The sequence below is a fragment of the Streptomyces roseolilacinus genome, assembly GCF_014649335.1.
In the GTDB taxonomy this organism is placed as follows: domain Bacteria; phylum Actinomycetota; class Actinomycetes; order Streptomycetales; family Streptomycetaceae; genus Streptomyces; species Streptomyces roseolilacinus.
Window position 1 is genome coordinate 1 of record NZ_BMSV01000025.1, and the last position, 11799, is coordinate 11799.

Below are 11799 nucleotides of genomic sequence, written 5' to 3' on the forward strand. Positions count from 1 at the left end.
CCAATTGCCATCGATTGGCTCTGTTCACGAGAAACTCGTGAACAGAGCCAATCGAAGTTGGACCACAGCGGAAGTACGCAGACCGATCTCCGTCAGCCTGCAAGCAGGCTCTTAAGGGGCACCACAAATGGGTGAGTCCTCCGGGGCCTTGTTCCAGCTTTCATAAAGATCGACCATGTGTACTCCGGGTGATGCAGGTTCCCATGTAGAGGGGGCCAGCCCTCCCCCGCCGGTACGGGCCCAGCTCCTGCCGTAAGGGTCCTGGAACTCCAACCAAAGCGATGACAACTCTTCATCGGTGACCTGCGCGGATAGCAACTTGGCGCGTAAGCTGGCGCGCAGGGAGTCCGTGGGGATCCTGATCTGTTTGCAAGGCGCGAGTGAATGCAAATTCCACCAAAGACGCCTACCCGGCAGGAAGAGACGCATTTTCGCTGGGTGCGGGTTGCCGTTCATCACGACTACCGCGGACGGGGTTCGGTAGAACGCAACGTGTTCAGCGAAAGCTTTCCGGCTCAGTTCGGCCGCTCGCTTCTCCTCCCTAGCCGCTCGCTTCTCCTCCCTATCGGCACGCTGCTCTGCTCTGACCCCCAGAATCAACCCCGCGAGTGCGGCAATAACGGTGATCATCGCACCCACTACTCTGCCGATCTCCGCCCATGTGGGTGTAGGCGCTGTGGGGGCAGCAGAGGCGTCGTTGGAGTCTGCCGGATTTTGAGGTGCCGGATCCGCAAGAGCATCATCGCCAGAACCAGTCGCAGGACTGGGATCACCGCCGTTGGGCACAGCTTGCCCCCCGCTACTCGCTTCAGCCATGCAACTGAGATTACAAGCCCAGTGCCTGTCCAGGACCTCCTTCTCAACATGGTAGATTGCCGGCCCAACTTGAGTGGCAAACGGTCAAAGTCCGCTGTCACAGGACAGGTCTGGAGCGGCGGCCAGACGTGCGGGCCGGTGCACTGCCCGCAGGCGGCGTAGCAGGCGCACTCCATGCAGAACTGGCGCGGCCACTGCCCGAGGCAATCGCAGATCGGGTTGTAGTCGGGGTCGTCGTCGCCGGGGTAGAGCGTCTCGCCGAAGGGCGGCTCGGTCCAGGAGATGACCTGGCCGTCGGCGAGCAGGTCCTCGTAGTGGTGGCCGATCTCGCTGTGCTCGCTCCAGGTGGCCACCACGTCGTCCGACGCGCTCATGCCGTGCCGCCCTTCACCGCGGCCGCGGTGTCGAGCCACGCGGCGAGCGCGGTCGTGGCGCGCGGGTCGGCCTGGGCGAGGCGCCCGACGAACTCGAGGTCGCCGTCGACCGGGGCGCCGGTGCGGGCGAGAGCGGCGAGCAGCGCGGCACGGGCGCGGACGGGGACGGGCAGCAGGCCGACGGCGGCGGCGCGGGCGGCCGGGTCGGCGTAGTGGCCGGAGTGGGTGGCGAGGGCGTGGGCGAGCCAGGCGTCGACCTTCGCGGCGCGGTAGTCGCGGTTCTCGTCCAGGAGGTCGCGGGCGGCTTCGTCTCCGGCCCGGTTCGGCACGCTCCGGTCGAGTCGGCCGGCCCCTCCGAGCCGGGCGAGTTCTTCGGCCTGGTCGGCTACCCGCTGCTGCTCCTGGCGGCGCTGCTGCTCGGCTTCCTCGCGGCGGCGGTCTTCGGCGAGCTCCTCCTGGACGATCGCGTCGGCGTCCGGGTCGTACGGGCCGCCGGTCGCGGCGAGCAGCTGCACGACGCGCTGTCACTCCGCGAGCTCCGCAGCACGGCGGCTACCGTCGTCGGCCGCGGCTTCGTCGCGGCGGTCCAGGTGCGCGTGCAGTTCCGTCTCTTCGAGCGCCGCCACCGCCTCGCTGTGCGTCATGCCCCGCGCGCGGCGCCGCGCCGAGGACCGGCCGACCTTCGCGTAGTCGATCGGCGTGCGCGGGGTGCTGGCGCGGCCGCGGGCCTCGGGGACACGGCGCGGCCGCTACCCGTCGGACGTGTTCATCAGGACTCGCTTTCAGCTCGGATACGGAATTGAGGTCCCGGCCGGTAATGCGGTTCGGTGAGTCGGCCACACAGGTTTACCGCACGTCTGAATTGCGCGCTGCTAAAACGTGATGTTCAACCACTCCACGTCCGCGAATTTCACCTCCAGGCCCGCGCGGCCACCACCGGATTGACGGAAATAGGTGTCCGCGATGGCCTCCGCGACCGCGTCGTGCAGATCGTTCTGTGTCGCACCATCCTCCTGGGCGGCCAGGATGGCGGCCGCGTGGGAGGCGCTGACGGCCACGCTGATGTCCCGGACCCGGCCCGCGTCCGAGGTGCCCTCCGGACCGAACCCGAAGTACGCCCGACAGGAGATGACCATCCCGCCCGAGGACGCCGCGCGCTGCCTCGCACGCGCCCTGACCTGCGGTTGCCACTCCGATTCGGTCTCCTGCACCAGCGCCTCCTTCAGGCGCTTGTTCGGCTTGGTGGAGGCACCCGAGAGGTAGCGCTGCACCGTCTTGCGGGAGACGCCCAGGCGCTCCGCCAGACTCTTGGTGGAACCCTTCTCCCGCGTGCGAAGGAATTTCATCTGGGCTCGCGGCGATTTCGGCGCGGGCCGGGTGAACAGGGCGCGCTCCGCGCGGGCGAGGCCCTCCATGAGCTTGGAGCGCGTCCGGGCCGCCTGCTGCGCCTTCTCCTCATCAGTCATACGAGCACCCCATCGGACCGGGCCTGTGGACAGAGGACGGTGCTGACGCGGCACCCGGCGAGGCCGGCCGTTCGATTGCCCGGGGCGCCGCACGGCAGGCATGCTGCGCGTCCGGAGGAGAAGGGAAGAACGTGTCCGAACACGACGATGCGAGCGCGGCGGAAGCGGCGCTTAGGAAGGCCGTGGAGCAGCTGTGCGGCGGGACGGGGCCGGGCGACGGGAGCGAAGCCGCCCAGGAGGCCGTCCAAGCCCTCGCTGACGGCTCTGGGAAGTCATGGACGCCCGATCAGGAAACGCAGATCCGGGCCATGGTGGACCAGATCCGTAAGCTGCGGGACCTGAACCGGCCGGGCGGCGGCTGGTGGCGTCGGCGCCGGGAGTGGCGGGCTCGTGAACGGCTCGTCGACATGATGGAGGCCGGCGGCCCGGAGCCTTGAACGAGGCGGAACTGCGGCACTGGAAGAGCCTGGCCATGGTGGAGCTGATGCTGGAGTTCGCGGGCAGCGCGATGAAGCAGGACGACGTGGTGAAGGTGCTCGCCCAGAGGGAGGCGGTGAACGCCGTGACGTATGAGGTGTGCCAGCAGGCCAAGAAGGCGCTCGCCGAAAAGAAGGCCGCCGCCGGCTGACCCTCTGGCCGCCGCCTCCCGCCAACCGGGGCAACGGGAGGGTGCGGGTTGTGCGTCAGGTGCGCAACGGCCCGGACGCCGGGGCCGGTGCGCGGTCAGCCTGTGGGGATGGACAAGTTGATCGAGTTGGCCAGCACGCTCGTCTCGAGGGCGTTCATCGCCGTCCTGGCGGCGTGGCTGACCAACCGCTCCCGCAACCGCCAGGAGCAGCAAGCCGAGATCGGTGCCCTGCGGGTGCAGGCGGATGCGATGACGGTGGCGGTGATGGAACTGCAGGGCGCGGCCACCACCAACCGGCTGCTGTGGGAGGGGCCGGCCGAGCGCGGCCGGACGTTCCTGCTGGCCGTCCTCGCCTTCACCGGCGGTGCCGCCCGCGCCCGGATCGTCGGCGGCACCGACGCGCAGAGCGGGCTCGTGGGCTTCGGGCGCGCGGCCGAGCTGCTGAGCCGGGAGCGGGTGGCGAGCAAGCAGACCGCGGCCGCCCTGCGCGAGCCGCTCACCCGGGCCGCCACCGCCGCCGCCCCGCTCATGCGCTCCTCCGACCCGGCCGTCGTCACCGCCACGGAGCAGCTGCTGAACGCCCTGTCGGACGTAGAGAACACCGCGCGCCTAGAGGCCGCGCTGGAGACGTTCGGCCGGGCCGTCAACGCTGCCACCGCGCCGCGGCTGTCCTGGTGGGCACGCCGCCGTGCCACGCCAACGAGCTGACCTTGGCCTGCCGCGTCAAAGGAGAGCGTTGAGGCGCGTGAAGAGGGCCTCGAAGCGGTCCCGGGTTTCATCGTCGATCTGGTCCAGCAGGGTGCCGGGCGAGCGCATCAGGTGGCTGGCGGGTTGGTAGTGGTCGAACCGGCCACCGTGGGCCGCCTCCACCTGCCTGATGATTCGTCCGCCTCCCTTGAGCTGGGCCTTGGTGAACCGCCCGACCTTCGCGGAGGACAGGAGCTTGAGGTACCAGGTCGGGGTGAAGAGGTCCTCGATGTCGGCTTCGCTCGTGTTGGTGAACTCGGTGAGGTAGACCAGGCGGCCCTTGTCGAGAAGGCCGCGTGAGACGAGCTGTGCGATGCGCTGGTTGCCGCCGCCCGCAACATCCATCAGCACCGCGATGCTCAGGTCGCTGCTGCCGAGCAGCGAAACGAATGACGGCACTTTGTCGAGCCCACCGACCGGGGTGATGGTCCAGTTGGGGTCAAGGGACGTGCCGCCGGCCTCACGCACGACCTCGCTCATCACGGTCAGGTACACCACGTCGGACGGGCCTTCAACCAGCAGTTGGTTCGGCCCGATCACCAGTGTCTGAGTCATGTCGACGCCGATGGCTCCCAGCAGGGGGAAAACGGTGTCGGCGCGGGCTCGCCACAGCTCCTGGCTGACCTGGGTGCCGTCGTTGTCGACATCTTCGACTGTGCGGCAGCGTTCCAGCTTCGAGGGCTGGATCATGAACAGGGAGTGGGTGCTGTAGATGACCTGGTGCTGCGGGACCAGGCGCTCCTCGATGTAGCGCAGAAGGTCGTTCTGGGCCTTGGCGTGGAGGTTCAGGCCGGGCTCGTCCAGGAGGATGACGCGCCGCCGTGTGACGTCTTGGTACTCCGAGAACGCGGCCAGGAAGGAGAAGAACCAGATGAAGCCCTTCGACCGGCCCTCCATCCCAAGGGTGACCCGGTGCCGCTGGTTCTTGATCCGGATATGGAGCCACGGCTCGGTGCGATGCGGCTCTTGCGGCGTGGGAACCTGCTTGAACTCGATGTCGAGCTCTACCGACAGGTCAGGGTTCTGGGTCCAGTAATCGAAGAGCTGGTCAGTCAGCTCATTGGCTGCAGCCTCAAGGGCGGCCTTGCGATTCTCGTAATTGTCCCGGGTGAACTCCTCGGACTCCACCCCGGCGAGCTTCAGCAGGGACAGGGCCGTGCGCTCCTCCGGCTCCAGGTCGTCCTCGCCGACGGTCTGCAGTCGCTCGATCGAGACACTGCCGGGCAGTACGTTGTACTCGTCGAAGTACTGAAACCGGGGCAGCCGCAGGTGCAGGATCTTCCTGATCTCCGCGCCCAGGTCACGCTCAGCCAGGTCGTCGGCGAGTTGAACTGCGGCTTCGGCGTTCTCATCGGCACGGAGCGCTTCGATGAGTGCGTCGATGTCCTTGACCTTGGCGAAGCGGGCGACGTCCAACCCAGCTTTGGTGACCAGGTGCTGTGCGGCGGCCAGTGTGTCGGCGGTGAAGCCGAGGTACCAGCGAGTGTCGTCGTCGTATTGGCGGTACACCGTGATCGTCTTCGCGGTGAATGCTTTGGGGCCGTATTCCTTGGCCACGGCGTCGATGTCGCCCTGCTCCAACTCGAACGTCGCGGTGACCGGCCGAGCCTGCGCGATCCGGTTCTTGTCGCGGGAACGGTGACGCCGCGGGTAGTCCCGGAGCTCCTCGAATGCCGTCGGATGCCCGCTGGACAGCGGATTCACGCGGTAGAGGGCTTCCAGGGCGGCAGTCTTGCCTGACTCGTTCTTACCCACGAAGGCGGTGATATCGCCTTCGAGTGAGAACAGAGTGGAGTCGTTGATGCTCTTGTACTTGGTGATGTGAGCGGACTGCAGGCGCATCGAGTCTCCCGTGCTGACCACGCCGCCGACAACGGCGTCGGCGAACGGGATCACGCTACGCCGTGAGAGTGACACCCGGGCTGTTCGCGGGCAAGTCCCCAAACTGCATCGGCTTGAGCCGTGGCGACGGCTGGGGCTCGGATGAAGGGCGGTTCGGACCCCAGCCGTGGGCGGGTGATCACAGCTCGATGTCGAGCCGTTCCACGTCGGTGAACTCCACGTCCAGGCCGTGCGCCCGGGTGTTGGCGGCGCGGAAGTACATCCGCGCGAGGCCGTCGGCGGCGATCTGCCGGAGCTGGGTCTCGGTGGCGCCCTGCTCGCGGGCGGTGAACAGCTGGTCGGCGTACTCGGGCGGCAGGGCTTGGGTGATGTCGCGGATCCGGGCATCGTCGGTCGTGCCTGCGGCGGCTTCGAAGCCGAAGCGGGCGCGGGTGGAGACGACCAGCCCGTTCGTGGTCGCGGCCTTCTGCTTCGCCTTCGCGCGGATCTGCGGCTGCCAGCGCTTCTTGACCTCGCGCTCCAGGCGGACGCGCAGCTCTGGGCGGGGCCGCTTGAGCTTGCCCGTCACGTACCGCTCCACGGTGCGCTGGGAGATCCCGAGCGTCTGGGCGGCGGCCTTGGTGCCCTTGAGCTGTTTGACGAGGTACTTCATCTGGGCCTGGGCGCTCTTGGGAGCGGGGCGGGTGAACGCCTTCTCCAGTGCGCGGTCCAGGCTGTCCCCGAGCGAGTCGACCACGGGTTACTCCCCTTCTCCGGCTGTCGGGTCGGCGGTCTTGATGAGGTTGGAGATGTTGAAGACGCCGCCGCGCTCCTCGAACAGCTGCTCTGCCCACAGGACGGTCTGGGTGCCCTGGTGCTTGACCATCCCGGGCGAGACGCCGAGCCGGAAGCCGCCGGGTACCGGCTTGCCCTCAGGCGTGGTCGGCAGAACGTCCAGCGGGGACGGGCCGGGCGAGGGGTAGACGATCGCGTCGGTGCCGATGGAGGTCGGGTACAGGTCGGCGGCGGCCGCCGTCTTCATCAGCTTGCGGTGCAGGCCGGTGCGCTGGCTGGCGAGCACGGCGGCCCGGATGTCGGGGCGCCAGTTCACGCGCTCCAGCGCCGGGTAGGGCTCGTAGTACGGCACCTGGCCCCGGGAGCGCTGGCGCAGCTTTCCGATCGCGCCCTTCGCCGTGGCCTTGATCGCGGTCTCCAGCAGCGCCATCGTCGGGTCGACCTGCTTGCGCCGCGCCATCGCCTCGAGGAACTCCTGGCCCTGGAGGTCGGTGGTGACGCCCATGTCGGCCATCGTGGCCACATAGGCGTCGCGCAGCCGCTTGTACCAGGAGTCCAGGTAGCGGCCGGTCTGGGTGCGCACGTACGCCTCGATCGGTGCGACGTCGAAGCCGAGCTCCACCGCGTAGGCGACGGTCGGCGTGGCGTACCAGGCCGGGCCGCTCGGGCGCTCGCCGGTCGGCGTGAACGGTGAGGGGAGCCGGTCGCCGTCGACGGTGCGGCCGTTGATGCGTACGCGGGACAGGTCGACGTGGGACAGGTCGACCAGCCACGAGCCGGGCAGCGACGCGTCGAACTTCGGGTTGCCGGTCAGGTGGGTCGGCCCGTTCAACCCGACGACCAGGCCGTTCGCGGCCGCGGCGTACGACATGTTGATGTCGACCGCGACCAGGTACGGGTTGGCGCACTCCTCGTCGGTCAGCGGCCGGCACCAGTCGTATGCCTCCTCCATCAGCATCTCGGCCGGAGTGCGCAGGTGGTGCCGGGCGAACTTGTCCTTGAGGATCGGGTGCTCGTCGGGGACCTCACACTCCACCACGGGGTGCACCTGGGTGAGCGCGTCGTCGTTGAACGCCCGCTTGAACTCGCCGGTCGCCGGGTCCTTCTCCGCGCGGGTCGGCGGGCGCAGCGCGGTCATCAGCTCCAGGCCGGTCGTCGCGGTGGAGCCGCGCGGCGTCATCACCCGCGCCGCGTACAGGCCGAGGTAACGGGCGAGATCGGCCGGGTGCATCGTCGGCAGCTGCGGGTCGTCCTTCTTGTCCCACTCGCGGGCGTCCAGCGCGTTCCAGGGCAGAATGCACAGCTGGACGCAACGCCGCTTCGAGCCTTCGGGGTCGCGGTAGACCCGGGCCCACGGGCCGAAGCCCCGCTGAGTCATCTGGAGGCCCGCGCGCTCGATCTGCTTGACCACCTTGTGGCCGGCCGCCAGGCGTCCCGCGCGCCGCTCCTCCTCCGACAGGGCGGCGGGCAGACCGTAGCGCTCCAGCGCGGACACGGTCAGGACGAGGATCGGGTCGGCGTCGCGGCCGTTGCGGTGCAGCCGGGCCTGCCCGAGCTTCGCCTCCACGAGGGTCCAATCGACCAGGGCCGGGATCGTCTTGGCGGGCACGTCCAGGACCAGGCCGCCGACGCAGTACGCCGACACCTGGCCGTCGGCGTCGACGTCGATGACGGCGAGCGGACCGTTCTCGAAGCGCGGGTCGACGACGGCCGCCGCCGTGGTGGTCTTCTTCGCCACCGACTTCGTCGCACCCGGGCGCCGCGACGATGCGGCGGGCTTCGCGGCAGGCGCCGGTCGTACGGCAGCAGCCGGAGCCGGAGCCGGGGGCGGGGGCGGGGGCGCTTCGCCCGCCGGGGCGGGAACGGGCGCGGGGCCGGTGAGCGCCTCCGGGACCATTGGCGCCGGGGCGGCGGCGGGCGCTTCGGGGGCCGGGGCGGGGAAGCGAGCGGCGAGGCCCTCCAGCAGCCGGGCGTACGCGGCGCGCTTGGGCGGCCGCGGCTCGGTCTTGCCGCTCTCCCAGTTCCCCACCGCCTCCCGGCGGGCGTTCAGCGCCTTCGCGATCTGCGCTTGGCTCAGGCCTGCCGCCTCCCGCAGGCGCTTGCGCTCCGCGGGGACCGGCAGGTCGTCCTGTGCGACTTGCTCCAGCAGCGCATCTACGGCGCTGAACAGCTCGTTCTCAGTGGGCACAGAGGTCACCTCCATATACAACATACCCGATCGCACAGTCGTTCGCTCGCTTAATCGCACATGAAACGCGCATCGGGTGGGTGTAACACACAGGCCGGTAAGTCACGCAAGGGCTGTTGTCCTGTCGCACCGAACTTTGGACGAACCTCACCGAAGACTGACGGGGCGCTTGGCTCCTCGAAGGTTAAGTGCGCAGGTCAGGGCCGGTTCCGCAGTCGATCGAGATGTGGATACCCACCAGGCCCGACGCTGAGCTAAGACCCAGAGACCCCTGCCGATTCGGGGTGCATACCTGCGACGTGGCAGGTGGACAGGGATCGAGGACGTGGCTCCTTTGTCTGCAGGCCCCGTGATTCTTGAGAAGATCGCGGTCGTGACCGAAGAAACGAAGGGCCCGGACGCGATGTGGGCAGACGCCAAGAACCTGTACGACCTGGTCCCCGCTCTCGACTCTGTAATCGAGACCATCGGACGGGACCTTGTCTTGGGGGAGTACTCGCTGGCGCATGCCACGGCGGAGATGGCGGCGGCAATGATCGTGGAGCAGCGTGAGTCGACGGGGATCGGTGACGAGGGGGCGGCGCTGCTCGTCGTCCGTGCACTCGCCGAGACGGCAGCTGCTGCGGAACGCGCAACCGATGGATTCAGTTCGTAGCAACGCACCGCTCTGACCTCTGGCATAGGCGGTGCTCAGACTTCGCTGAGAACTGCTCAAGGTTCGATGCGACGGAACAACCACGCGCCCGAAGGACAACGCCACATCGTCAGGGAAGGAGACGGGCGCGGGCTGCGCTAGCGGACGGAGAGACGAAACGTCCGCTGAGGCGTGAACAGCACCTGCACACCCCTTCCGGTGCAACGGCAGGCCGGTCCGCAGCGAGAAACGGCCGGTGTGCCACGCTGAAAGATGCTTGGCGGGGGCGCGCCTGTGAAGCCGGTGCCGCCCCGCCGGGCGCCGACACCCCCGATCAGCGCAGGAAGGCCCCGTCGTGGACCACGCGAACGACGAGTATGAGGTGGTGCTGCGCTCCCGCCCGGGCGGGCCGGCCATCCTCGGCGCTTGGAGCCGGCCCGAGACGGCCGACCGGAGATTCATGGAGTGGCTCGGGCGGTACGGCACGCCCGGCGTCGTCCTCACCCTGACCGCGACCGTCGACGGCGAGACGTACCCGGTGAGGCGCTGGACCTACGACAGCGGCCTGCAGGAGTTCACGGCGATCTGACCCGCGTAGAGGGGGCCGGCCTGCACGGTCCGTCCCGTGCCTTGGCCTGGATGGGTGCCGTTGAGGGCGGTGTGGACCACGGCACCGAGCCGGTGACCGGCACCTACCCGGACGCCCCCCTTGCCCTGCTCACCGCCGCCGAGGCCCGCGGGCCGACGTGGCCCATGCGGCACCGGTGTTGACGACCGACCCGGCGGCGGTGCGACGGGCGGGTGGGGGTGGCGTACTAGTACTGCAACGGTGTTTGCTGTGACGGTGGTGTGGTTTCGGGTGGTGTGTGTCCGCGTCGCTTGTAGTGACTGATGCGGGCTTGGTGCTGGCGTCGTCGTCGCCAGTGTGACCAGTGCAGGATGTGGTCGACGGGGGCGGGCCGGCGGTCGGTGAGTCGGGTGATCAGGCGTCTGATCTCGGCGAGGCTGTAGTGGATGAGCTGGGAGGATCCGTTTCTGCTTTGTCCGCATCCAGCTGTCGGGCCCGCAGGACGGTCAGGCAGGCGTGGGCGGCCATGGCCAGGGTCATGTGGCGGTGCCAGCCGGGATAGCGGCGGACCTGGTAGTCGTCCAGGCCGCACTCCTGCTTCGCGGTCTGGAAGCATTCCTCCACCGCCCACCTGCTGCCCGCGATGCGGATGAGCTCGTCCAGCGTGGTGCCGGCGGGGCAGTAGGCGATGTAGTAGGAGATCTCCTCGGGTCTGCTGACGCTGCGGCGGGCGAGAACCCAGCGCCTGCGGTCCTCGCGGTGCCAGGGCCTGACCTCGACGCAGGCCCAGTCGTAGACGCGCCTGCCGTGGGCCCCTTCACCACAGGACCGGCGTTTCCACTTCTGCCGCGGCAGGCCGGGAAACAGCTCGTGCACGGGATGGTCGATGGACCAGCGCGTGACGACGGTGTCGTGGCGGGTGGTGGCCATGACGTGGAAGACGTCCGCCTGCTCGAGCTCAGATCGCCAGCCCTTGCTGAAGCCGTAGGCGGCGTCCGCCGTCACCCACCGGAACGGGACCTTGTCGGTGATGGCCCGGCGGACCATCGTCTTGGCCATGGCCACCTTCGTCTCGAAGGCGACGCTGTCATCGATGCCCGCCCGGCGGCAGCGGTCCCGGTCGTCCGTCCAGGAGGTGGGCAGATACAGCCGCCGGTCGATCAGGGTGCGTCCGCGGCTCGTGGCGTAGACGAGGAACACGCCGATCTGGCTGTTCTCGGTGCGTCCGGCGGTCCCGGAGTACTGCCGCTGGACACCGGCCGACCGCACCCCCTTCTTCAGGAACCCGGTGTCATCGACGATCAGGACGGCGTCTGGGTCTCCGAGGTGTTCGACGACGTAGTCGCGCACGTCGTCCAGGACCTCGTCGGCGTCCCACTCGATCCGGTTCAGCAACCGGTGGATGCGGTCGGGACCCGCGTGTCCGGCCTCCTCCGCCAGCGTCCAGCCGTTCTTCCGCTCCAGCGGAGCGATCAGCCCCCGCATGTAAGCAAGTGCAGACTGGCGCGGTTCCTCCCGGTTGAACCGGTGCACGAACCGCTCATGCACCACCTCGAGTTCACCCGCCCACAACCTGACATCAGCAAGGTCCCCACCCATGACCACACCAACGACCGAGCTGGCCAGCAGTCACGGCAAGCACCGTTGCAGTACTAGGTGTATTGACCCGGAGCGTTGTTGACGCGGCTGATGGGCGGGTGTCCGTCGAGTGCGGTGTGGCAGCGGTGGTGGTTGTAGGTGTGGAGGAAGTCTGCCAGGGCCT

The 11799-nt window shown here is 68.7% G+C and carries 13 protein-coding genes and 1 pseudogene; 6 read left to right on the forward strand and 8 right to left on the reverse strand.

Translation table 11 applies throughout. From position 1 onward, the window contains the following. Positions 1-638 precede the first annotated feature (638 nt). The 3 genes from IE106_RS29765 to tpg (IE106_RS29775) all read right to left on the reverse strand — a co-directional run bounded on the left by IE106_RS29765 (position 639) and on the right by tpg (IE106_RS29775) (position 2656). Positions 639-1190, reverse strand: a complete 552-nt coding sequence (locus IE106_RS29765) for a hypothetical protein (protein WP_189538348.1) — start codon at positions 1188-1190, stop codon at positions 639-641. Then, positions 1187-1705, reverse strand: a complete 519-nt coding sequence (locus IE106_RS30600; protein ID WP_229840945.1) for a hypothetical protein — start codon at positions 1703-1705, stop codon at positions 1187-1189. Before IE106_RS30600 ends, IE106_RS29765 begins: the two co-directional genes overlap by 4 nt. A gap of 357 nt (positions 1706-2062) precedes the next feature. After that, positions 2063-2656, reverse strand: coding sequence for a telomere-protecting terminal protein Tpg (tpg, locus tag IE106_RS29775; RefSeq protein WP_189538349.1), 594 nt, complete (start codon positions 2654-2656; stop codon positions 2063-2065). Between the two features lie 131 nt (positions 2657-2787). Between tpg (IE106_RS29775) and IE106_RS29780 the strand changes: the two genes are divergently transcribed. From IE106_RS29780 to IE106_RS29790, 3 genes are all read left to right on the forward strand, one after another. Continuing rightward, entirely contained in the window at positions 2788-3093 is a 306-nt protein-coding gene (locus IE106_RS29780) for a hypothetical protein (protein ID WP_189538350.1), read from the forward strand. Beyond that, on the forward strand, positions 3090-3284 hold the full coding sequence (locus tag IE106_RS29785) for a hypothetical protein (protein ID WP_189538351.1): 195 nt from the start codon (positions 3090-3092) through the stop codon (positions 3282-3284). Before IE106_RS29780 ends, IE106_RS29785 begins: the two co-directional genes overlap by 4 nt. 108 nt (positions 3285-3392) lie before the next feature. Next, positions 3393-3992 carry a PLP-dependent aminotransferase family protein gene (locus IE106_RS29790; protein ID WP_189538352.1) on the forward strand — a complete coding sequence of 200 codons (600 nt, stop codon included), beginning with the start codon at positions 3393-3395 and terminating at the stop codon, positions 3990-3992. A gap of 15 nt (positions 3993-4007) precedes the next feature. On the opposite strand, the gene IE106_RS29795 is transcribed toward IE106_RS29790, so the two are convergent. The 3 genes from IE106_RS29795 to tap form a co-directional block, all read right to left on the reverse strand. Then, entirely contained in the window at positions 4008-5927 is a 1920-nt protein-coding gene (locus IE106_RS29795) for an ATP-dependent nuclease (RefSeq protein WP_229840947.1), read from the reverse strand. 124 nt (positions 5928-6051) lie between these two features. After that, positions 6052-6609, reverse strand: a complete 558-nt coding sequence (gene tpg / locus IE106_RS29800; protein WP_189538353.1) for a telomere-protecting terminal protein Tpg — start codon at positions 6607-6609, stop codon at positions 6052-6054. Positions 6610-6612: 3 nt separating this feature from the next. Further along, positions 6613-8835, reverse strand: coding sequence for a telomere-associated protein Tap (tap, locus tag IE106_RS30780; RefSeq protein ID WP_268255350.1), 2223 nt, complete (start codon positions 8833-8835; stop codon positions 6613-6615). A gap of 349 nt (positions 8836-9184) precedes the next feature. Here tap and IE106_RS29810 point away from each other — a divergent pair, with 349 nt between their 5' ends. From IE106_RS29810 to IE106_RS30785, 3 genes are all read left to right on the forward strand, one after another. Beyond that, a complete protein-coding gene (locus IE106_RS29810) occupies positions 9185-9490 on the forward strand; it encodes a hypothetical protein (RefSeq protein WP_189538355.1) in 306 nt (101 codons plus the stop codon). Between the two features lie 334 nt (positions 9491-9824). Next, positions 9825-10058, forward strand: a complete 234-nt coding sequence (locus tag IE106_RS29815; protein ID WP_189538356.1) for a hypothetical protein — start codon at positions 9825-9827, stop codon at positions 10056-10058. Between the two features lie 50 nt (positions 10059-10108). Next, positions 10109-10240: a hypothetical protein gene (locus tag IE106_RS30785; RefSeq protein ID WP_268255351.1), complete on the forward strand. Its 132-nt coding sequence runs from the start codon at positions 10109-10111 to the stop codon at positions 10238-10240. A gap of 211 nt (positions 10241-10451) precedes the next feature. On the opposite strand, the gene IE106_RS29820 is transcribed toward IE106_RS30785, so the two are convergent. Both IE106_RS29820 and IE106_RS29825 read right to left on the reverse strand, forming a co-directional pair. Then, positions 10452-11636 (reverse strand): IS701 family transposase, encoded by a 1185-nt coding sequence (locus tag IE106_RS29820; protein WP_189538357.1) that lies wholly within the window; start codon positions 11634-11636, stop codon positions 10452-10454. Between the two features lie 53 nt (positions 11637-11689). Further along, positions 11690-11799: pseudogene (locus tag IE106_RS29825) on the reverse strand (IS481 family transposase); the annotation flags it as partial.

Bases quoted from the DNA above. Each gene is read 5' to 3' on its own strand.
- IE106_RS30785 (WP_268255351.1), top strand. From the start codon at position 10,109: ATGGGTGCCGTTGAGGGCGGTGTGGACCACGGCACCGAGCCGGTGACC.
- IE106_RS29790 (WP_189538352.1), top strand. From the start codon at position 3,393: ATGGACAAGTTGATCGAGTTGGCCAGCACGCTCGTCTCGAGGGCGTTC.
- tpg (WP_189538349.1), bottom strand. From the start codon at position 2,656: ATGACTGATGAGGAGAAGGCGCAGCAGGCGGCCCGGACGCGCTCCAAG.
- IE106_RS29820 (WP_189538357.1), bottom strand. From the start codon at position 11,636: ATGGGTGGGGACCTTGCTGATGTCAGGTTGTGGGCGGGTGAACTCGAG.
- IE106_RS29765 (WP_189538348.1), bottom strand. From the start codon at position 1,190: ATGAGCGCGTCGGACGACGTGGTGGCCACCTGGAGCGAGCACAGCGAG.